The sequence below is a fragment of the Gordonia sp. NB41Y genome (genome assembly GCF_030718915.1).
Classification (GTDB): domain Bacteria; phylum Actinomycetota; class Actinomycetes; order Mycobacteriales; family Mycobacteriaceae; genus Gordonia; species Gordonia desulfuricans.
The window spans coordinates 5,491,622-5,513,382 of sequence record NZ_CP132196.1 but is presented as its reverse complement, the minus strand read 5'-3'; the positions used below and the strand labels follow the sequence as shown (position 1 = coordinate 5,513,382).

Here is a 21,761-nt window from a genome sequence, read left to right as displayed (position 1 = left end):
GATGAGCGCTCAGGCGGCCGGCGCATTCACATCGGCGGGCAGCGCCTTGCGGGCGACCTCGACCAGACCGGTGAAGGCCTCCGGGTCGGTCACGGCGATGTCGGCGAGCACCTTGCGGTCCACCTCGAGGCCGGCGGCCTTCAGGCCCTGGATGAAGCGGTTGTAGGTGATGTCGTTGGCGCGGGCCGCAGCGTTGATACGCGCGATCCACAGCTTGCGGAACTCACCCTTGCGGGCGCGACGGTCCCGGTAGGCGTAGGTCAGCGAGTGGAGCTGCTGCTCCTTGGCCTTGCGGTACAGGCGCGACCGCTGGCCGCGGTAGCCCTTCGACGCCTCGAGGGTCGTCCGACGCTTCTTCTGGGCGTTGACCGCCCTTTTCACGCGTGCCATGTGTCAAATCCTCTTTCAGTACAGGTGATGCTCGAGAAAACCGGACCGGGTCAGCGGTTCAGCAGGCGCTTGATGCGCGGTGCGTCGTTCTCGCTGACGACGGCGGTGCCGTCGAGACGACGGGTCCGGCGGGACGACTTGTGCTCCAGCAGGTGGCGACGGTTGGCCTTCTGGCGCACGATCTTGCCGCTACCGGTCACCTTGAAGCGCTTCGCGGTGCCCTTGTGGGTCTTGCTCTTCGGCATGTTCTTCCTTCATTCGAGCGAACGAGAGCCACGCCCGCGGGTGACGGGCGTGGTTCGTCCGCAGTGCTCTGTGGTGTCGCGGCGATCCCCCGATCGTCGACGACCCCGTGGTGACTAGCCCTGGGCGTCGCCCTGCGCCGGCTTGGTGGCCGGGCTCTGCGACTGCTCCTGCGCCTTCTGGCGGGTCTTCGCACCCTTGTGCGGGGCCAGGACCATCGTCATGTTCCGTCCGTCCTGCTTGGCGGAGGTCTCGATGAACCCGAACTCGGCGACGTCGTTGCCGAGTCGCTGCAGGAGCCGGAAACCCAGCTCGGGTCGAGACTGCTCACGTCCGCGGAACATGATGGTGACCTTCACCTTGGACCCGTCCTTCAAGAACCGGACGACGTGACCCTTCTTGGTCTCGTAGTCGTGGTCGTCGATCTTCGGGCGGAGCTTCTGCTCCTTGATGACGGTCATCTGCTGATTGCGACGCGCTTCACGCTGCTTCTGGGCGGCTTCGTACTTGAACTTGCCGTAATCCATGATCTTGCACACCGGCGGACGGGCGTCCGGCGCAACCTCGACCAGGTCCAGATCGGCCTCGTATGCCAAGCGCAGCGCATCTTCAACACGCACGATGCCCACCTGCTCCGAGTTGGGTCCGACAAGTCGGACCTCGGGGACGCGGATGCGCTCGTTGATGCGGGTCTCAGTGCTGATGGGGCCTCCTTGATAATTCCGAACAGGTCGGCCGCCGCGATGAGAGTCGGGTACAGGCGGATATCCGGGGCCCAGCAAAAGAGCCCCGCGATGAGAATCGCAGGGCTCCGTCACCGACCGATCCTGACGATGTCACCATCGTCTCGACCCGGGACCGCGCGCAGCGGTCGACAACGAGTCGAACGGACCGGGACCGTCCAACTGCGTTCGAGACGCGTCGTGACGGTGGGAGCGGAACTCCACTTGCTACCCCGGCGGTAACCGGGGCGGTCGTGCTATGGAAGTCTAACAGCCATGACCGGAAATGCCTATTCGCCCTCCGACGACGCCGCTGGTAGCGGAGCTGTCGACGATCGAACGGGTGCCGGTGCAGCCGATTCGACGACTTCCGAAGCCGCTGATGACAACGTCCGCGAGCTCGCGACCATTCCCGCGATCGAGGTGATCACCCGGGCCGCGTTGATGCTGATGAGCGCCGCCGCGGAGAAGGTCGGCCCCGAGGCGGGCGGCGACGCGCAGTACCAGGACATGCCGGAGGCACGGGCCCTGATCAACGCACTCGCCGGCCTGGTCAAGGCCGCCGAGGGTGACCTCGGTCTGCACCGCAAACCCCTGACCGACGGCCTGAAGGCGTTGCAGCTCGCCTTCCGCGATGCGAGCGCCTACCCGGATGCGCCCGGCGAGGGTCCGGGCGATAAGTACACCGGACCGGTGCGCGACCGCCGCCCCTGAGCGGCCGGTCTCCGGCGTCGACCGACCCACGGCCGACCCGGGTGCCGACCGACTGTGCCGCGCGGGCAGGACATGGCTCCGCCCGGCCTGACCCGCGAACACCTCGCGGGGCGGCGCACCCGGCCTCGGTCGGCCCCTACGCGGCCTAGCATTGGGTCATGACGACGCCCGATGCCCCCGAACCGACGCCGTACGATCCGAGCGCATCCACCGGCCAGATCATCGACGGCGAGGTCGTGCCGGCCGATCCGGTGATCGGTTCGGTACCCGACCCCGACTACACCGAGGGCGGGGTCCCGACGTTCGACTTCGTCCGCGACAAGATCGAGAACCGGATCGCCACCGCGATCGGCTCGCAGGAGCTCGCCGAGTCCACCCCGGAAGGACAGTCGGTGGACGAGATGATGCGCGCACGCGACGAAGCCGCCAAGAAACGCCTCGAGGAGATCCGCAAGTCCATGGGCCGGTAGCCGGCCCCGGACCTGCGGATCACCCCGATCTCCAAACTCTGCAATCTCCGGGTGTTGCGGTCTCCGGGTGTCGCGGGTCTAGCTGTTGAGGATCTCGGCGAGGAACTTGCCGGTGTGGCTGGCCGGGGTGTCGGCGATCTCCTCCGGAGTCCCCTCGCCGACGACGGTGCCACCGCCGACGCCGCCTTCGGGACCCATGTCGACGACCCAGTCGGCGGTCTTGATCACGTCGAGGTTGTGCTCGATCACGATCACCGTGTTGCCCTTGTCGACCAGTCCGTTGATCACCACGAGGAGCTTCTTGATGTCCTCGAAGTGCAGGCCCGTGGTGGGCTCGTCGAGGATGTACACCGTCCGGCCGGCCGACCGCTTCTGCAGTTCGGCGGCCAGCTTCACACGCTGGGCCTCGCCACCGGACAGCGTCGGTGCGGGCTGCCCGAGCCGCACATAGCCGAGGCCGACGTCGACCAGCGTCTTGAGGTACCGGTGGATCGAGGTGACCGGTTCGAAGAACTCGGCGGCCTCGTCGATCGGCATGTCCAGGACCTCGGAGATGGTCTTGCCCTTGTAGTGCACCTCCAGGGTCTCGCGGTTGTACCGCGCGCCGTGGCACACCTCGCACGGCACGTACACGTCCGGCAGGAAGTTCATCTCGATCTTGATGGTGCCCTCACCGGTGCACGCCTCGCACCGGCCGCCCTTGACGTTGAACGAGAACCGGCCCGGCTGGTAGCCGCGGACCTTGGCCTCGGTGGTGGCGGCGAACAGCGTCCGGATCTTGTCGAAGACGCCGGTGTAGGTGGCCGGATTCGACCGCGGGGTCCGTCCGATCGGCGACTGGTCCACCTGGACGAGCTTGTCGAGGTTGCCCAGCCCGTTCACCCGGGTGTGCCGACCGGGGACCTGCCGTGCGCCGTTGAGCTTGTTCGCCAGCACCGTGGCCAGGATGTCGTTGACCAGGGTGGACTTCCCGGAGCCGGACACCCCGGTGACCGCGGTGAGCACCCCCAGCGGGAACGAGACGTCGATGCCCTTCAGGTTGTGTTCCCGGGCACCGACCACGGTGAGCTGACGGTTCTTGGTGATCGGCCGGCGGATCTCGGGCACCGGCAACGTGTCACGACCGGACAGGTAGGCACCGGTCAGCGACTTGCGGTTCTTCAGCAGGTCCTTGTAGCTGCCGCTGTGCACCACCTCGCCGCCGTGCTCACCGGCGCGGGGACCGATGTCGACGATCCAGTCGGCCGACTTGATGGTGTCCTCGTCGTGTTCGACGACGATCAGGGTGTTGCCGAGGTCGCGCAGCCGGGTGAGGGTGTCGATCAGGCGACGGTTGTCGCGCTGGTGCAGTCCGATCGACGGCTCGTCGAGCACGTACAGCACGCCGGCCAGTCCCGAACCGATCTGCGTGGCCAGGCGGATGCGCTGGGCCTCACCGCCGGACAGCGATCCCGCCGCCCGTTCGAGTGACAGGTATTCGAGTCCGACGTCGAGCAGGAACCGGATGCGTGCCTGGACCTCTTTCAGCACCCGACCGGCGATCGCGGCCTGACGGGCGTCGAGCGTCAGGCCGTCGAGGTACTCCGAGCACTCGGCGATCGACAGGGCACAGACCTGTGCGATCGACATGTCGCCGTGGGTCGGGTGGTCGAGGGTGACCGACAGGATCTCCGGACGCAGCCGCGCACCGTTGCACGCCGGGCACGGCACGTCCCGCATGTAGCCCTCGTAGCGTTCCTTCATCTGCTCGGACTCGGTCTGGTCCATCCGCCGGTTGAGGAAGGCCATCACGCCCTCGAACTCGGTGTAGTACGAGCGGGTGCGGCCGTAGCGGTTGCGGAACTTCACGTGCACCTGGTGCTCGCTGCCGTTGAGCAACGCATTGCGCGCCTTGGCGGGCAGCTTCTTCCACGGCGTGTCGACGTCGAAGTCCATCTGGTCGGCCAGGCCCGACACCAGGCGCAGGAAGTAGTCGGCATTGTGGCCGCTCGACCACGGCGCGATGGCACCCTCGGTCAGCGACAGGTCCGGGTCGGGGACGACGAGATCCTCGTCGATCTCCTTGCGGACACCGAGTCCGTCGCACTCGGGGCAGGCGCCGTAGGGCGAGTTGAACGAGAACGACCGCGGCTCGAGCTCGTCGATCGCGATCGGATGGCCGTTGGGGCAGGCCATCCGCTCGGAGAAACGACGCTCGCGCTTGGGGTCGTTCTCCTCCAGGTCGACGAAGTCGAGCACGATGATGCCGTCGGCGAGGCGCAGGGCGGTCTCCACCGAATCGGTGAGACGCTGCTTGGCACTCGACTTGACGGCAAGACGGTCGACGACCACCTCGATGTCGTGCTTCTCCTGCTTCTTGAGCTTGGGCGGATCGCTCAGCTGGTGCACCACGCCGTCGATCCGGGCGCGCGAGAAGCCCTGGGTCTGCAGTTCGGCGAACAGGTCGACGAACTCGCCCTTCCGGGTGCGGACCACCGGGGCCAGCACCTGGAACCGGGTGCCCGCCTCCATCTCGAGCACCTGGTCGACGATCTGCTGCGGGGTCTGCTTGGCGATCGCCGCACCACAGGTCGGGCAGTGCGGCTTGCCCGCGCGCGCGTAGAGCAGGCGGAGGTAGTCGTAGACCTCGGTGATGGTGCCGACCGTCGACCGCGGGTTGCGGTTGGTGGACTTCTGGTCGATCGACACCGCCGGCGACAGCCCCTCGATGAAGTCGACGTCGGGCTTGTCCATCTGGCCGAGGAACTGCCGGGCGTACGCCGACAGCGATTCGACATAGCGCCGCTGGCCCTCGGCGAAGATCGTGTCGAAGGCCAACGACGACTTGCCCGACCCGGACAGACCGGTGAAGACGATCAGACTGTCGCGTGGGAGGTCCACGTCGACGCCCCGCAGGTTGTGCTCACGGGCTCCGCGGACGATCAGGCGATCAACCACTGCTTTCCTATCTACGACTTGGTCTCGGGCGAGACACGTGCCAGGGCACGGGCGTCCCGCACGTCGACCGTAACGACGGCCACCGACACAATGGTGTCGAGCATGCTCGTGCGACGGGTCCAGGCCGTCGCATCACGCATCCACGATACGCGTCTGGACTGCGCGGATGCCTCGGCTGTGACGTCGGTGACGACTAGGCTCGATGACCATGACCGCAGCCGACCTGACCATCTCCGACGACTACACCGGCAATCTGTCCGACGACGGCCCCACGGGCTCACGCCCCCAGCGCCGAACCCTCTCCAACGCCACCATCGTCAAACTGTCCGTCGGTCCGATGGACAACGACGTCTACGTGGTGACCTCGCGCGCCACCGGCGATCAGCTGATCATCGACGCCGCCAACGACGCGGACTCCATCCTCGCGGTGCTCGAACAGCTCGGCGGCACCCCGAAACTCCTCTTCACCACCCATCAGCATCCCGACCACTGGCAGGCGCTCGAGCAGGTCACCGCCGCACTCGGCGTCCCCACGGCGGCCGGCCGCTTCGACGCCGAACCGCTCCCGGTCACCCCCGACACCCTCGTCGACGACGGCGACACGGTGACCGTCGGCGACCTGACCTTCGATGCGATCCACCTGGTCGGGCACACCCCCGGCTCGATCGCCCTGGCGCTGACCGATCCCGCCGACGGCGTCGTACACCTGTTCACCGGTGATTCACTGTTCCCCGGCGGCGTGGGCAAGACGTGGCAGCCGGGTGACTTCGACACCCTGATCGACGACGTCTCGACCAAGATCTTCGACCGCTACGCCGATTCCACCGTCGTCTACCCGGGGCATGGCCTCGACACGACCGTGGGTGCCGAGCGGCCGTCACTGCCCGAGTGGCGCGCGCGGGGGTGGTGAGGCACGTCGACACCGGACCTCTTCCGGCCGCGGCGGGTAGCCTCGATTGGGCGCCGATTGCCAGCCGATCAACGAAGGGCAGTGTCACCGATGATTCTTCGCCGTATCGCCCGTCCGATGCTCTCCTCGATCTTCATCATCTCCGGATTCGACGCGGTCCGTCAGCCGACCGGCCGCGCCGACATGGCGGGTGACTTCATCGAGAGTTCGCTCAACGCCCTGCCGCCGACCGTGTCGGGGGTGCTGCCGAGCGATCCCGCCACCCTGGTCCGGATCAACGGTGCCGCCCAGGTCCTGGGTGGCCTGATGCTCGCCACCGGCCGCTACCCGCGTCTGGCCGCGACCGGCCTCGCCGGCTCGCTGGTGGTGACGACCTTCGCCGGACATCCGTTCTGGCAGGAGACCGACCCGGCCAAGCGGGCCGCACAGAAGGCCAACTTCCTCAAGAACGTGAGCCTCACCGGCGGCCTGCTGATCGCGGCCGCCGACACCGAGGGCAAGCCGTCGCTGGCATGGCGCGGACGCCGTCGGGCCGAGGCCGCGCAGGCGGCGCTGGCGGCTGCGCTGCCGGTGGCCGCGAAGACCGCGCCGACGGCCTGGGACAGCCTCGTCGAACGCACCCAGGAGGGTGCTGCGGCGCTGGCCGAGCGGTCGGAGGATGCGGCGGGCATCCTGCGCGAGCGGGCTCCCGAACTCGCCGAGGCCGCCCGCGAACGTTCGGCCGAGATCGCCGAGAAGGTGCGTGACCGCGCTCCGGAGATCGCCGAGAAGGTACGCGACCGCGCTCCCGAGATCGCCGAGGCCGCCCGGGAGCGGTCGGCCGAGATCGCCGAGCTGATCGGTGAACGCGCACCCGAGATCGCCGAAGCGGGTCGCCGACGCTGGCGCAAGGTGGCGTCCTGACCCTGCTCCCCCCTGATCGTTACCCCTGGTGGGAGGCGTCGGCCCAATCGGCCGTGCGCGGACAGGTCACGCCCCCACCGGGGTCGACGTTGGTGGTAGCCGTCGGCTCCAATGCCTCGATCTCGGTGCTGCGCCGCAAGTTCGGTGACGCCGGACTCGACGTCGCCGACCTCGACGACCGGCTGGTGTCGGTCGAGATGCACGCGGTGGCAGTAGGATATTCCGGGCATGTCGCACGACGCGGGTACATCCCGGCCGCCCCGTACCGGGCTCCGGGAGCCGTGTTGTCGACCGTCGCGGCGTGGTTCGACCCGCGCCACCTCGACGTTCTCGACGCCACCGAACCGAACTATCATCGAATGACCGTGAGCCACACCAGCCATCCCCTTCACCTGCCCGGGCACCGCCTGCCCGTCGACCACCCGTACTGCGTCTACGTGTCGCGGCACGGGGTACTCGGCGACTCCCCGACCACTCGACTCGACTTCGGCTCACAGCAGCACGTGCTCGACTGGCTCGGGCGACGTGTCGACACCGGGCTGCCCGGTGCGGCCGCCGACGCCTGCGCACTGTTGACCGACCCGACCGCCGCCTCGACGCTCGGCGCCGCGATACGCGGCGCCGGCCTCGTACATGACGCCGGATTCACCGTGGAGTACCTCCGATGAGCACGCCCGACACCCACCCGGTCGACACCGCCGACCCCCGCGTCACCGAGGAACAGGATCACCTCGCCGAGGTCTACGCACGGCTGGACCGGATGCGCGCCACCACACGCCGCCGGCTGTCGGCGACCCTGCGGGAGTCCGCGGGTACCCCGCAGGCGCAGTCCGAGCGTGAGTCCTATGAGCGGATGTACGTCGAGGATCTCGCGAAGTTCGATGCGGCAGAACACAATCTGTACTTCGGTCGGCTCGATCTGGAGGACGGCGAGACCCGCCGGATCGGTCGTATCGGCATCCTGAACGACGATGCCGCCGACACCACCCTGCTACTGGACTGGCGGGCGCCGCTGTCCCGGGCGTTCTATCTCGCGACCCCGGCCGCACCCGAGGACGTGGTGCGCCGCAGACACATCCGCACCCGCAACCGTCAGGTCCGGACGGTCAACGACGAGTTGCTGACCGGCGACGGGGCATCGCTCGACGATCTCGGCCACGGTGACGTCGTCAACGAGTCGGCATTGGTCGCCGCGATGAACACCGCCCGCACCGGCGAGATGACCGACATCGTCGAGACCATCCAGCGCGAGCAGGACCTGATCATCCGCTCACCCCATCGTGGCGTGACGGTCATCCAGGGCGGTCCCGGTACCGGTAAGACCGCGGTGGCGCTGCACCGCGCCGCCTATCTGCTCTACACCCATCGTGAGATCCTCTCGCGGAGCGGGATTCTGATCATCGGGCCGAACAGTGACTTCCTGGACTACATCGGACAGGTGTTGCCGTCGCTGGGTGAGTCCGGGGTGCTGCTGGCCACCATCGGCGAGATGTTCCCCGGTGTCCACGCCACCGCCGAGGAGGCGCGCGAGACCCGTGAGGTCAAGGGACGCCTGGCCATGGTCGACGTGCTCAAGCGTGCCGTCCGGGCACAGGAGTCGTTGCCCCGCAAGCCCATCCCGGTGTCCTTCGAGGGGTATACGGTCGAGGTCGACAGCGAGCTGATCAAGGTCGCGCGCGGCAAGGCCCGATCCTCACGCAAGGCGCACAACCAGGCGCAGACAGTGTTCCTGCGGTCCGCGCTCGACGGGTTGGCGGCCCGCCACGCGAAGGCGATCGGATCGAGCCTGCTCGACGGCTCGCAGTTGCTCAGTTCGGCCGACATCGCCGACATCCGCTCGGACATGAGCCGCGACCCCGACATCCGGGAAGTGTTACTGGAGTTCTGGCCGACCCTCACACCGCAGGACCTGTTGCGAGACCTGTTCGCCGACAAGGCCGGTCTGCGCAAGTGCACGCCGGGCTGGTCGGATGCCGAGCGGGTCACGCTGCATCGGGACGGTTCCGACGACGACCACGATCTGGCCCCGGCCGACGTTCCGCTGCTCGACGAGCTCGCCGAGCTCATCGGGTTCGGGACCGCCGAGGCCGAGGCCGCCGAGCGGGAGCAGTGGCGCCGGCAGCTCGCCGAGGCACAGGACGCACTGGACATCCTGACCGGTTCGGCACCACAGGATCTCGAGGACGAGCTCGACCCGGAGATCCTGATGGCCTATGACCTGATCGATGCCGAGCAGCTCGCATCGCGACAGACGCAGACCACGCGCGCCACCACCGCCGAACGCGCCTACGGTGACCGTACCTGGACCTTCGGGCACGTCATCGTCGACGAGGCGCAGGAGTTGTCGGCGATGGCGTGGCGAATGGTGATGCGCCGCATCCCGAATCGGTGGATGACGATCATCGGCGACACCGCCCAGACCGGCGACCTGGCCGGCACCACATCGTGGGGTCAGGTACTCGAACCGTACGTCGCCAAACGCTGGCAGCTGCGGGAGCTGACCGTCAACTACCGCACGCCCAGCGAGATCATGACCTACGCAGCGCGGGTGCTGAAGACGGTGAGTCCGTCGATGTCGGCGCCGACGTCACTACGGTCCAACGGGATCGAACCGGTCGCCGTGCAGGTGCGGGTCGAGAACATGGTGGCGACCGCCGTCCGGGAGGCCACCAGCACGGAACTGACAGGTCTGACCGGCATCGTCGTCCCGGACACTCTGTTGCGCGAGACGTCGGCGGCCGTCGCCGCACTCGATGTCGACGACGACGCCCGGCCGCGGGTACACACCGTGACGACGTGCAAGGGCCTCGAGTTCGACACCACGGTGGTCGTCGAACCGTCGGCGCTGGTCGGGCAGTCCCCACGTGGCCACAGCGACCTGTACGTGGCGCTCACCCGCAGTACCCAACGGCTCGTCGTCGTTCATGCCACCGCCCTGCCACCCGAACTCGCCGACATGCCCGCGCGCGACTGACGCACGTCAACCGGCTGATCAGGATCCGGTGCGTCGGGGGCGGTGGCCCAGCTCAGAGGCAGTCACCACCCGACGTCGGCCCACCGAGGTTCCCCGTTTAATGGTCGAGCCGGGACCGAGCCCGAAGGGCGAGGACCCGTGTCGAGACCCCGTGAGCCGACAACGTCGGCAACCACCTCTGAGGTGGTCACCACCCGACGCCACCTCACCGAGGTTTCGACACGCCTCGTCGCTCCGCTCCTCATCGGCTCAACCACCGTAAAACGCACGCAACCACTTTGGATGGTCGAGCCGGGACCGAGCCCGAAGGGCGAGGACCCGTGTCGAGACCCCGTGAGCCGACAACGTCGGCAACCACCTCTGAGGTGGTCACCACCCGACGCCACCTCACCGAGGTTTCGACACGCCTCGTCGCTCCGCTCCTCATCGGCTCAACCACCGTAAAACGCACGCAACCACTTTGGATGGTCGAGCCGGGACCGAGCCCCCAAGGCGAGGACCCGAGTCGAGACCCCGTGAGCCGACAACGTCCGCTACCACCTCTGAGGTGGTCACCACCCGACGCCACCTCACCGAGGTTTCGACACGCCTCGTCGCTCCGCTCCTCATCGGCTCAACCACCGTAAAACGCACGCAACCACTTTGGATGGTCGAGCCGGGACCGAGCCCGAAGGGCGAGGACCCGTGTCGAGACCCCGTGAGCCGACAACGTCCGCTACCAACCTCAGAGGTGCCCACCATGGATGGTCGAGCCGGGACCGAGCCCCAAGGGCGATAAGCCGTGTCGAGACCCCCGCACGCCGACAAAGTCGGCAACCAACCTCAGAGCTGGTCACCACCCGACGTCGGCCCACCAAGGTTTCGACACGCCTCGTCGCTCGGCGGATTCAAGGGGTCAACCACCGTAAAACGCACGCAACCACTTTGGATGGTCGAGCCGGGACCGAGCCCCCAAGGCGAGGACCCGAGTCGAGACCCCGCACGCCGACAATGTCGGCAACCACCTCAGAAGTGGTCACCACCCGAACTCGGCTCACCGAGGTTTCGACACGCCTCGTCGCTCCGCTCCTCATCGGCTCAACCACCGTAAACCGCACGCAACCACCATGGATGGTCGAGCCGGGACCGAGCCCCCAAGGCGAGGACCCGAGTCGAGACCCCGCACGCCGACAAAGTCCGCAACCACCTCAGAAGTGGTCACCACCCGAACTCGGCTCACCGAGGTTTCGACACGCCTCGTCGCTCCGCTCCTCATCGGCTCAACCACCGTTACCCACTAGCCGATTGAACAGGACCCGTGTCGAAATCCGGTACGACGAGAGCGTCGGTGACCCACCTCCGAGGTGGTCGAGAACCTATGTCGTGTGGACGATCAGCACGTCCGAAGTGGACTTACGAGCGGCGTCGGCGGGCACGGACCCGAGGAGACGACCGGCGATGGAGTTGAGGCCCCGGTTACCGATGACGAGGAGGTCGGCCTGCGTGTCGGTGACCAGCTGCAGCAGGGCGTCGACGGGTGCGCCCTTGATGGCCCGCTGGACGACGAGCTTGGCCCCCGCGGACAGTGCGCGCTCCTTGGCGGTGCGCAGGATCTCTTCGGTCGGTGACGAGCCGGTCACCTGGTAGGCCTCGTCCTTGAGGACGTCGGCGACCTCACCGGGGGCCCGGTCGTTGGGAAAGTATGCGCATGCGATGACGAGTGTGGTCGACTCCCCCGCCAACGCGCCGGCACGATCCACCGCCTTCATCGACGACTCCGAGCCGTCGGTTCCGACGACGATCGTGGTGTATGCGCTCATTCCTGACCTCCATAGTTGATCCGGGCCCGCCGGGCGACGGGCACACAACCATCCCCCACACTCCAGGGTGCCGTGAATCCGCAGGTTAGTGTGCCAGGCGCGATTTGTCCCCCGATCGCCGGGATCGGCGATCTGCTGGACGATCGTCCCAGTTCACTTCACTTGATCCCGGCGGCGTCCATACCGCGGAGCTCCTTCTTCAGGTCGGCGATCTCGTCGCGGAGCCGGCCGGCGAGCTCGAACTGGAGGTCGCGGGCCGCCGACATCATCTGGTCGGTGAGCTTGGCGACCAGGTCGGCCAGTTCGGCGCGCGGCATGGTCGACACGTCACGGTTCTCGATCACCCCGGCACTGACCGCCTTGCCCTGCACCTCCCCCTGCGCGCGCCGGCCACGGCTGGCACTGCGACCCGATCCGACGACATTGGCGGGCGTGTCCTCGGCCTCCCGATACACCTGGTCGAGGATGTCGGCGATCTTCTTGCGCAGCGGCTGCGGGTCGATACCGTGCTCTTTGTTGTAGGCGATCTGCTTCTCGCGACGCCGTTCGGTCTCCTCGATCGCATTGCGCATCGAGTCGGTGACGGTGTCGGCGTACATGTGCACCTGCCCCGACACGTTGCGCGCGGCACGGCCGATGGTCTGGATCAGTGAGGTGGTGGAACGGAGGAACCCCTCCTTGTCGGCGTCGAGGATCGCGACCAGCGACACCTCGGGCAGGTCGAGGCCCTCACGCAGCAGGTTGATGCCGACGAGGACGTCGTAGTCGCCGGATCGGAGCTGTCGGAGCAGTTCGACGCGCCGCAGGGTGTCGACCTCGGAGTGCAGGTAGCGGACCCGGATGCCGAGCTCGAGGAGATAGTCGGTGAGATCCTCGGACATCTTCTTGGTCAGCGTGGTGACCAGGACACGCTCGTCGCGTTCGGTGCGCTCGCGGATCTCGTGTACGAGGTCGTCGATCTGCCCCTTGGTGGGTTTGACGACGATCTCGGGGTCGAGCAGTCCGGTCGGCCGGATCACCTGTTCGACGAACTCGCCGTTGGACTGGCCGAGCTCGTAGGAGCCCGGGGTCGCCGACAGATACACGGTCTGCCCGATCCGGTCGACGAACTCGTCCCAGGTGAGCGGACGGTTGTCGACCGCCGACGGCAACCGGAAGCCGTACTCGACGAGGTTGCGCTTGCGGGACATGTCGCCCTCGTACATACCGCCGATCTGCGGCACGGTGACATGCGACTCGTCGATCACCAGCAGGAAGTCTTCCGGGAAGTAGTCGATCAGGGTGGCCGGGGCGGTGCCGGCCGCACGCCCGTCGATGTGGCGTGAGTAGTTCTCGATGCCGGAGCAGAACCCGACCTGCCGCATCATCTCCAGGTCGTAGGTGGTGCGCATCCGCAACCGCTGCGCCTCGAGCAGTTTGCCCTTGCGTTCGAGGTCGGCGAGGCGCTCCTCGAGTTCGTCCTCGATGGACTTCATCGCCTTCTCCATCCGGTCCGGCCCGGCGACGTAGTGGGTGGCCGGGAAGATCCGGAGCGAATCGACCTGCCGCACCACGTCTCCGGTGAGCGGATGCAGGTAGTAGAGCGCCTCGACCTCGTCGCCGAAGAACTCGATCCGTACGGCGAGTTCCTCATAGGACGGGATGATCTCGACGGTGTCCCCGCGCACCCGGAAGGTGCCACGGGTGAAGGCGGTGTCGTTGCGGGCGTACTGGACATCGACGAGCAGGCGCAGCAGCGCGTCGCGGTCGATCTCCTCGCCCACCGCCACCTCCACCGACCGGTCGAGGTAGGACTGCGGAGTACCCAGGCCGTAGATGCAGGAGACCGAGGCCACCACCACGACGTCGCGCCGCGACAACAGACTCGACGTGGCCGAGTGCCGCAGCCGCTCGACGTCGTCGTTGATCGACGAGTCCTTCTCGATGTAGGTGTCGGTCTGGGCGATGTATGCCTCGGGTTGGTAGTAGTCGTAGTACGAGACGAAGTACTCGACGGCATTGTTGGGCAGCATCTCGCGCAGTTCGTTGGCCAGCTGCGCGGCGAGGGTCTTGTTGGGGGCCATCACCAGCGTGGGCCGCTGCACCTTCTCGATCAGCCAGGCCGTCGTGGCCGACTTGCCGGTACCGGTGGCACCGAGCAGGACGATGTCCTTCTCCCCGGCGCCGATCCTCCGTTCCAGGTCGGCGATCGCCGTGGGCTGGTCACCCGACGGCTCGTACTCGCTGACCACCTCGAAGTGGCCCTCGACGCGCTCGATCTCGCCGATCGGGCGGTACTCGGAATGCGCGATCACCGGTCGCTCTGCTGCAAAGGCCATGATTCGAGGGTAAACGCGGGGACCGACACGAGTGTTCCCGTGCAGGTGACCGCACCGACACCGGTACCGCGCCGGGCGTCAGCCCTGCACGGGTGCGGGGTCGCGCCACGACACCGACCCGCCGGCTGCGGCCTCCAGCCAGGCCTGCACGTCGTGGCCGTGCTCGGCGGCACCGACCAGCGTGCGGGTCGCGATCGCGACGGCCTCGGTGCACTCGGCGGTGTCGAGCAGACCGGCGGTATGGGCCTCGAACAGCTCGTCGACGTCGACCAGCTCCAGCGGGGTCCCCGGTACGTCGACGAGGTCGAGGTACCAGTCCTCGGCATGCCATCGTCCGTCGGCGTCGGGTCCGCCGAACCGCCCGACATCGAGGTAGAGCCGCTGACCGGAACGGTGCCCATCGACGAAGTGGAAGATGTTGGCACGCAGTCCCAGTGCCGGCAGCAACCATGTCTCGAGGTGATGGAACCGCGGGTGGTCGGCGGTCCGGGACATGTACAGGCCGAAGTCGGTGACCTCGTACCGCTCCACCGGCCGCACGAAACCCTTGTTGTCGGTGTTGGTCATCGCCGGCACATCGAACACCTCGCGCTTGGGTGGATGGATGTGGTTGTGCTCGGACATCGTTCGACCCTATCGGTTGTCGCCGCGGCCGGCCTTCCATGCCGCGATCCGACGGTAGGCCTGGTCGAACCACGGTTCCTTGCCCGCGACATAGCGGTCGGCGTCGCCGTCGGCGGTGTCGAGGGCCTGCCGTTTGAGCGCGGCGTACTCGTCGCGGGCGGCGGCGTCGTCGCGCAACCAGTCGCGGAAGTCGACGGCGAACCGGCCGCCCGGCGATCCGGCGGCCCGCAGGTGGACGTTGACCGCGCGGCCCGGGTCGGCGGAGGCGTGCAGGCGTTTGCCCCACAGTCCGGCGCCGACCGAGCCGGTCGCGGGATCCGGTTTGGGATTGTCGCCCTCGACCCCGGGAACCCTCGGGAACCCGCCGTCGGCAAGGGTGTCGGTGAGCGCATCGGCCACCGACAGGTCGGCGACGCTCACCTGGATGTCGATGGTCGGCTCGGCGATCAGTCCGGGGACCGCGGTGGATCCGATGTGGTCGATCGCCGATGCCTTGTCCCCCACCACCGCCCAGAGCCGGTTCACCAGCCGGGTACCGGCCGCCGCCCACTCCGGATCGGCGTCGGCGAGGGTCAGGGGCCCGCGGACCGGGGTACGCGACCGGATGTTGGCCTCGAACGGCACCAGTCGTTCGGCCCACACGGCCGCGGCCGCGACGGCGAGCTGCTCGGGGGTGCCGGAGTTGTCCAGCCAGACGTCGGCGACGGCGCGACGCTGTTCATCGGTGGCCTGGGCCGCGATCCGCGCGCGGGCGTCGGCCTCGGGCATCCCGCGGAACTCGGTGAGCCGGCGGACCCGTTCCTCGGCATCGACGTGCACGATCACGACGAGGTGGAAGAACGGCGCGGTGTGGTTCTCCACCAGCAGCGGGATGTCCTGGATGATGATCGCGTCCTCGGGCGCGGCGTCGAGGAGTTCCTGGGTGCGCGCCCCGATCAGCGGGTGGGTGATGGCGTTGAGTTTCTGCCTGCTCTCGTCGTCGACGAAGGCCTTGGCCGCCAGTGCGGGGCGGTCGAGTGTGCCGTCGTCGGCGAGGATCTCCGCACCGAAGGCCTCGGCGAGGGCGGCCAGTCCCGGTGTCCCCGGTTCGACCACCTCGCGGGCGATCTTGTCGGCGTCGACGTGGTAGCCGCCGCGATCGATGAAAGTCTTGGCGACGGTCGATTTCCCGGCACCGATGCCGCCGGTCAGGCCCACTCTGATCACGGCTCCCAGTGTGGCAAACGGGTGTGACGGTCGCGACACCACCCGTCTGCCACACTGTCGATCGGTCTTGGCCGATCCGGATCAGCCGGTGACGCCGGTCAGTTCGATGGTCTCCTTGGGCAGGGTCGCCTTCTGCGACACCTCACCGCTGTCGAGGTCCACCCGGACCAGGCTGCGGGTGGCCGGATCGGTCACGTACGCCTCGTCGTCGAGCACGAACAGGTTCGGCATCGCCTCCTGCCATTCGGCGGGCTCGGTCCAGGCACCGATCACCGGGATGGTGCGGGTCTGCGTCCCGGTCTCGGGATCGAAGATGTGCAGGGCCCCGTCGGTGCCGAGGATCAGCGCCTGACCGCCGGGGCCGCGCTTGATACCGCGGAAGCTGTAGCTGGCGTCGAAGGGCACGATCTTCAGCTGAGCGGTGCGAGTGTCGGTGAGGGTGAAGCGATTCGGGTGTTCGGTCTCGGCGTCGGCGTCGGTCTTGTAGTCGCCCAACACGATCGGCGAATCCGCGCTGCCGGCCTGGTTTCCGATGCGGCCGTACGGATCCGGGGAGTCGACCTTGCGGATCTCGTTGCCGCGCACGATCAGGATGCCGTCCTGGCAGCCGAAGGTCAGCACACCGTCGGCGGCCGCGGCCTCACCGTGGATCCCGGGACACTGGTCGAAGCGGGTGATCTCGTGACGTTCCTTGTCCAGGATGGCGATCCCCGAGCGACTCTCCTCGTTGCCGATCGTGACCACCAGCGAGCCGTCACCGCGGGCCACCGCCACGCCGTGGTGCGCCTCGGGAACGGTGTACGAGGTGGACTTGGCGTTCCCCTGGGCCAGTTCGACGGGTTCGACGACGGTGACCTCGCCGGTGCCGTCGCTGAACAGGGTCAGCCGGTCGTCGAAGGACACGACATGGCCGGGTTTGGTTCCGCCGAAACGCATCTCGGTCATCTGCGGCTGGGTGGTGTAGTGGTGACCGTGGTCGCCGTGCCGCCGGGTCCAGGTGCCCATGTCGAGGACGTGGAATCCGTCCGGCTCGCTGACGAAGACGTCACGGCCGTTGTCGGCGGAGTTGAGGCGCAGGAAGCCCTCGACGGGGATGTCGGCGACCTGCTCGAGGGTGTCGGCGTCGTAGACCAGCACGCCGCCGTCGTAGCTCAGCGCCAGACGCGGTGTGGCGCTCTGCTGTTCGGCCTCGTGGCCGCCGGCGGCCGAGGAGCTCGACGCGGCCGGGTCCGAGCCGTCGGACCCGCACGCGGCGAGGGCGAAGGCGCCCACCACGGCCAGTGCGAGTGAATGTGTCAGTTTTGTCCGGTGTTTCAGCACGCCAGACAGTCAAGCCCTTGTTGAAAATTATTGTCAAAGAGCTATCTGTGCATACATCCGGAGACCACTGTGGCCCCTCCCCGGAAAACCGGGAAGGGGCCACAGGTGAGAACTCAGCTCAGGCGATCAGCCTCGGATCAGGCGTTGCCCGACAGCTTCTCGCGCAGGGCGGCGAGCTGCTCGTCGCTGGCGAGCGAGCCGCCACCGGTCGACGAGGAGCTGCGGGTCTCCGACGATGCAGACGAGTAGTCCGTCGGGGCCTTCTCGGCCTCGGCCGCGGCAGCGGCGAACTTCTCGATCTGAGCGGTGTGCATCTTGTGACGACGCTCCGCCTCGGCGTAGCGGGCCTCCCACTCCTTCTGCTGCTTCTCGAAGCCCTCGAGCCATTCGTTGGTCTCGGGATCGAAGCCCTCGGGGAAGATGTAGTTGCCCTGCTCGTCGTAGCTGTCGGCCATGCCGTACTTCGACGGGTCGAACTCCTCGGTGTAGTCCTCGTTGGCCTGCTTGAGGCTCAGCGAGATCCGGCGACGCTCCAGGTCGATGTCGATGACCTTGACCATCGCGTCGTCGCCGACGGAGACGACCTGGTCCGGGACCTCGACGTGGCGCTCGGCCAGCTCGGAGATGTGGACCAGACCCTCGATGCCCTCGTCGACGCGGACGAATGCACCGAACGGCACCAGCTTGGTGACCTTGCCCGGCACGATCTGACCGATCGCGTGGGTGCGGGCGAACTGACGCCACGGGTCTTCCTGGGTGGCCTTCAGCGACAGCGACACGCGCTCGCGGTCCAGATCGACGTCGAGGACCTCGACGGTGACCTCGTCACCCACGGTGACGACCTCGGACGGGTGATCGATGTGCTTCCAGGACAGCTCGGAGACGTGGACCAGACCGTCGACGCCGCCGAGATCGACGAACGCACCGAAGTTGACGATCGAGGACACGACGCCCTTGCGGACCTGGCCCTTCTGCAGCTGGTGCAGGAACTCGCTGCGGACCTCGGACTGGGTCTGCTCCAGCCAGGCGCGACGCGAGAGCACGACGTTGTTGCGGTTCTTGTCGAGCTCGATGATCTTGGCCTCGATCTCCTTGCCGATGTACGGCTGCAGATCGCGGACACGGCGCATCTCCACCAGCGAAGCGGGGAGGAAGCCGCGCAGACCGATGTCGAGGATCAGGCCGCCCTTGACGACCTCGATGACGGTGCCCTTGACGGCCTCGTCCTTCTCCTTGAGCTCCTCGATCGTGCCCCAGGCGCGCTCGTACTGAGCACGCTTCTTGGACAGGATCAGCCGGCCTTCCTTGTCCTCCTTGGTGAGGACCAGGGCCTCGACCTCGTCGCCGACGTTGACGACCTCGTTCGGGTCGACGTCGTGCTTGATCGAGAGTTCGCGCGAAGGGATCACGCCTTCGGTCTTGTAACCGATGTCGAGCAGAACCTCGTCACGATCTACCTTGACGATGGTTCCCTCGACGATGTCGCCGTCGTTGAAGTACTTGATCGTGGAGTCGATGGCGGCGAGAAAGTCCTCAGCCGAGCCGATGTCGTTGACGGCTACTTGCGGCGAGGTGATGGTGGAGGACGGCATGTGGTGAGTTGCTCCGGACAGGTGTGTAGTAGGTACAGTTCGTGGTGTCGGCACGGCCCCTCGAACTGCTGAGGATCGCCCACTGACGTGGGCGTTCGACCAGCGTGCCACGCGTCGTCGATCTCTCGATGACGCCCGGGTGAGGCAATGGCGAACCGCGCGCGAACAGTGCATACGCGCGACGATCAGCCTACTCCAGTGGCATTGTGCTGGGCAAATACCACTTTCGTCCGCCGTCGGTGCCACCCGGCGCGGTCACCGCGACAGGAGCTGCAACGTTGACGCATTCGGTGGAATTCCTCCTCGACGATTCCTCTGACCAGCAGATTCGTTCACAGTGGGCGGCATTGACCGCCGCCGGGCTCCCCAGCGGGGAGCGCATCCGCTCGGCCACCAACCGACCGCACATCACCGCGATGGCCGCCACCGGCATCTCCCCGGAGGTCGACGGCGAGCTGGCGGTGGTCGCGATGCACGTGCCGTTCCCGATCACCCTCGGTGCCGTCGTCGTCTTCGGCCACGGCTCCCATCGCGTGCTCGCACGCCTGGTCGTGCCGTCGTCGGAGTTGCTGTCGGTGCACGCGACCATCGTGCGGATGGGCGCCGAGCACGCCGTCGACGACACCGGCGTACCCGCCCTGTTCGCCCACTCCCGGCCCGGGGCGTGGACACCTCATGTCACCCTGGCCCGCCGGGTGCGGATCGATCAGATCCCCGCGGCGCTCGAGGTCCTCGGCACCGACCCGATCGAGGGATCGGTGCAGGCCCTGCGCCGCTGGGACGGTGACGCGCACACCGAACACGTCATCGGCGGCATCTGAACGGCCGCCCCTCCGCTCGGCGTCCCGACGGTCACGCGGCCACGCCTAGACTCGTCGCGTGCCCTCCGACGAGACCCCCGCCCCGCGGCCGCCCCGCGTCCTCGACGCCGTCGACTCGACCACCAGCGTCCGGGCCAACCGGTCCTGGTGGGACGGCGAATCGCAGGAATATCACCGCGAACACGGCGACTTCCTCGGTTCCGACGCCGCCGGCGGCGATTTCGTGTGGTGCCCGGAGCGTCTGCGCGAGGAGGATGCCCGGCTGCTCGGTGATGTGGCCGGCAAGACCGTCCTCGAGATCGGCTGCGGCTCGGCGCCGTGTTCGCGGTGGCTGGCCGGCCAGGGAGCACATGTCGCGGCCCTCGACCTCTCCCACGGGATGCTCGAGCACGGCCTCGAGGCGATGGACCGGCTCGATCACCGCCGGATCCCGCTGATCCAGGCGTCCGCCGAGGACCTGCCGTTCGCCGACGGGTCGTTCGACCTGGTGTTCTCGTCGTTCGGTGCGGTGCCCTTCGTCGCCGACTCCGCACGGGTGATGGCCGAGGCCGCCCGCGTCCTGAAGCCCGGTGGCCGGTGGGTGTTCTCGATCAACCACCCGATGCGCTGGATGTTCCCCGACGACCCGGGGCCGGCCGGACTCACGGTGGCCATCCCCTACTTCAACCGCACCCCGTACTCCGAGGCCGACGAGGACGGGATGATCACCTATGTCGAACACCACCGGACCATCGGTGACCGTGTCCGGGAGATCCGCGCGGCCGGGCTGGTCCTCGACGACATCGTCGAACCCGAGTGGCCTGACGATCTCGATCGCGAGTGGGGCCAGTGGAGTCCGTTGCGCGGCTACTACTTCCCCGGGACTGCGATCTTCTGCAGCCGCAAGCCGTGATCAGTTGATCGCGCCGTTGATGATCGCGCCGGGCACCACGCCCGCGGCCAGGTCCCACTTCTGCGCGATCTCGCCATAGCGCCCCGTGTCGATCAGGTGCTGCACGGCCTGCTGGATCGCGACGACCAGCGTCGACCCCTTGGCCACCGGGAATCCGTATGGCGCCGAGGCGAACACCCCCGCGATGGTCTGCAGCCGTCCGCCGGAGGCGGCGACCGACGTGGCGGTCACCGGGGCATCGGCCGACATGGCCGCGGCCTTCCCGGTGAGCACCGCGTCGACCACCTGGTCCTGGGTGTCGAGGCGCACCTTTCTGATCGGCTGTTTCCCGGCGGCGACGCAGGCCTTGCTGCGCGCGGCCACCTCGACGGTGTCCTGGTAGGTGTCCTTCTTGACGGCCACGGTGCGCCCGCAGGCGTCGGCGGGTTCGATGTCGGTGCCGGGCATACGTGCCCATTGGTTTCCCGCCGAGTAGTACGTCACGAAGTCGACGGTCCTCTCGCGTGCGGCGGTGTCGGTGAGCGCCGGGATCGCCGTGTCGTAGCGGCCGTCGGCGACCGCGGTGAACAACCCCGCGAACGGTGCCTCACGGATCTCGGCCGTCAGCCCGAGGACCCGCGCGACGTCACCGATCAGGTCGACGTCGAAGCCGGTGATCTCACCGTTCTCGACAAACGCGTACGGCTCGTACGGGACGTCGGCCCCGACGATCAGCGTGCCGCGCCCGACGATCTCGGTGGGAACACCCGCGGCGATCGAGGCCACCTCCGTCACCGTGTCCGGCCCGGCCGACGACGATCCGCCCGTCGCTGTCGGTGCTGTGGAATCGGCGCATCCGGCCAGCACGATCAGGGCGCCCACGGTCACCAGGACGTGGCCGACACCCACACGGGGCAGTCCCCGTCGACTCGACTTCATCGGTTCCC

Annotated in this window: 19 protein-coding genes; 8 read left to right on the top strand and 11 right to left on the bottom strand. The window is 67.7% G+C overall.

The window, feature by feature from the left end:
* Positions 1 to 9: 9 nt before the first annotated feature.
* From rplT to infC, 3 genes are all read right to left on the bottom strand, one after another.
* A complete protein-coding gene (gene rplT / locus Q9K23_RS24135) occupies positions 10 to 390 on the bottom strand; it encodes a 50S ribosomal protein L20 (protein ID WP_053777849.1) in 381 nt (126 codons plus the stop codon).
* Between the two features lie 50 nt (positions 391 to 440).
* On the bottom strand, positions 441 to 635 hold the full coding sequence (gene rpmI, locus Q9K23_RS24130) for a 50S ribosomal protein L35 (RefSeq protein WP_020791720.1): 195 nt from the start codon (positions 633 to 635) through the stop codon (positions 441 to 443).
* A 114-nt stretch (positions 636 to 749) separates the two neighbouring features.
* Positions 750 to 1,337, bottom strand: a complete 588-nt coding sequence (infC, locus tag Q9K23_RS24125; protein WP_152972816.1) for a translation initiation factor IF-3 — start codon at positions 1,335 to 1,337, stop codon at positions 750 to 752.
* A 294-nt stretch (positions 1,338 to 1,631) separates the two neighbouring features.
* On the opposite strand from infC, the gene Q9K23_RS24120 reads away from it, so the two are divergent.
* Entirely contained in the window at positions 1,632 to 2,069 is a 438-nt protein-coding gene (locus Q9K23_RS24120; RefSeq protein ID WP_053777847.1) for a DUF1844 domain-containing protein, read from the top strand.
* A 158-nt stretch (positions 2,070 to 2,227) separates the two neighbouring features.
* Complete coding sequence (locus Q9K23_RS24115; protein ID WP_020789893.1) at positions 2,228 to 2,539, top strand: hypothetical protein; 312 nt, start codon at positions 2,228 to 2,230, stop codon at positions 2,537 to 2,539.
* A 78-nt stretch (positions 2,540 to 2,617) separates the two neighbouring features.
* Here the strand turns inward: Q9K23_RS24115 and uvrA are convergent, their stop codons facing one another.
* Positions 2,618 to 5,476, bottom strand: a complete 2,859-nt coding sequence (gene uvrA / locus Q9K23_RS24110; RefSeq protein ID WP_020789897.1) for an excinuclease ABC subunit UvrA — start codon at positions 5,474 to 5,476, stop codon at positions 2,618 to 2,620.
* A gap of 208 nt (positions 5,477 to 5,684) precedes the next feature.
* Here uvrA and Q9K23_RS24105 point away from each other — a divergent pair, with 208 nt between their 5' ends.
* The 4 genes from Q9K23_RS24105 to Q9K23_RS24090 all read left to right on the top strand — a co-directional run bounded on the left by Q9K23_RS24105 (position 5,685) and on the right by Q9K23_RS24090 (position 10,263).
* On the top strand, positions 5,685 to 6,386 hold the full coding sequence (locus tag Q9K23_RS24105; protein WP_053777875.1) for an MBL fold metallo-hydrolase: 702 nt from the start codon (positions 5,685 to 5,687) through the stop codon (positions 6,384 to 6,386).
* 90 nt (positions 6,387 to 6,476) lie between these two features.
* The gene (locus tag Q9K23_RS24100) at positions 6,477 to 7,289 is read left to right on the top strand and encodes a DoxX family protein (RefSeq protein WP_059036761.1); all 813 of its coding nucleotides are present in this window, start codon (positions 6,477 to 6,479) and stop codon (positions 7,287 to 7,289) included.
* A 92-nt stretch (positions 7,290 to 7,381) separates the two neighbouring features.
* A complete protein-coding gene (locus tag Q9K23_RS24095) occupies positions 7,382 to 7,957 on the top strand; it encodes a hypothetical protein (RefSeq protein ID WP_261978006.1) in 576 nt (191 codons plus the stop codon).
* The gene (locus Q9K23_RS24090) at positions 7,954 to 10,263 is read left to right on the top strand and encodes an AAA family ATPase (protein ID WP_020792033.1); all 2,310 of its coding nucleotides are present in this window, start codon (positions 7,954 to 7,956) and stop codon (positions 10,261 to 10,263) included. The genes Q9K23_RS24095 and Q9K23_RS24090 overlap by 4 nt, the downstream gene beginning before the upstream one ends.
* A gap of 1,355 nt (positions 10,264 to 11,618) precedes the next feature.
* On the opposite strand, the gene Q9K23_RS24085 is transcribed toward Q9K23_RS24090, so the two are convergent.
* The 6 genes from Q9K23_RS24085 to rpsA form a co-directional block, all read right to left on the bottom strand.
* Positions 11,619 to 12,062 (bottom strand): universal stress protein, encoded by a 444-nt coding sequence (locus Q9K23_RS24085; protein ID WP_020792630.1) that lies wholly within the window; start codon positions 12,060 to 12,062, stop codon positions 11,619 to 11,621.
* Between the two features lie 158 nt (positions 12,063 to 12,220).
* Positions 12,221 to 14,380 (bottom strand): excinuclease ABC subunit UvrB, encoded by a 2,160-nt coding sequence (uvrB, locus tag Q9K23_RS24080; RefSeq protein WP_053777845.1) that lies wholly within the window; start codon positions 14,378 to 14,380, stop codon positions 12,221 to 12,223.
* A gap of 78 nt (positions 14,381 to 14,458) precedes the next feature.
* Positions 14,459 to 15,004: a DUF402 domain-containing protein gene (locus Q9K23_RS24075; protein ID WP_053777844.1), complete on the bottom strand. Its 546-nt coding sequence runs from the start codon at positions 15,002 to 15,004 to the stop codon at positions 14,459 to 14,461.
* Between the two features lie 9 nt (positions 15,005 to 15,013).
* Positions 15,014 to 16,210, bottom strand: a complete 1,197-nt coding sequence (gene coaE / locus Q9K23_RS24070) for a dephospho-CoA kinase (RefSeq protein ID WP_305950309.1) — start codon at positions 16,208 to 16,210, stop codon at positions 15,014 to 15,016.
* Positions 16,211 to 16,291: 81 nt separating this feature from the next.
* Complete coding sequence (aztD, locus tag Q9K23_RS24065; RefSeq protein ID WP_305950308.1) at positions 16,292 to 17,530, bottom strand: zinc metallochaperone AztD; 1,239 nt, start codon at positions 17,528 to 17,530, stop codon at positions 16,292 to 16,294.
* Positions 17,531 to 17,667: 137 nt separating this feature from the next.
* Positions 17,668 to 19,122, bottom strand: coding sequence for a 30S ribosomal protein S1 (rpsA, locus tag Q9K23_RS24060; RefSeq protein WP_053777842.1), 1,455 nt, complete (start codon positions 19,120 to 19,122; stop codon positions 17,668 to 17,670).
* Between the two features lie 278 nt (positions 19,123 to 19,400).
* On the opposite strand from rpsA, the gene Q9K23_RS24055 reads away from it, so the two are divergent.
* The gene (locus Q9K23_RS24055) at positions 19,401 to 19,943 is read left to right on the top strand and encodes a 2'-5' RNA ligase family protein (RefSeq protein ID WP_053777841.1); all 543 of its coding nucleotides are present in this window, start codon (positions 19,401 to 19,403) and stop codon (positions 19,941 to 19,943) included.
* A 58-nt stretch (positions 19,944 to 20,001) separates the two neighbouring features.
* Positions 20,002 to 20,835 (top strand): class I SAM-dependent methyltransferase, encoded by an 834-nt coding sequence (locus Q9K23_RS24050; RefSeq protein ID WP_305950307.1) that lies wholly within the window; start codon positions 20,002 to 20,004, stop codon positions 20,833 to 20,835.
* Here Q9K23_RS24050 and Q9K23_RS24045 read toward each other — a convergent pair whose 3' ends face one another.
* Positions 20,836 to 21,753 carry a transporter substrate-binding domain-containing protein gene (locus Q9K23_RS24045; protein ID WP_020791589.1) on the bottom strand — a complete coding sequence of 306 codons (918 nt, stop codon included), beginning with the start codon at positions 21,751 to 21,753 and terminating at the stop codon, positions 20,836 to 20,838.
* Positions 21,754 to 21,761 lie beyond the last annotated feature (8 nt).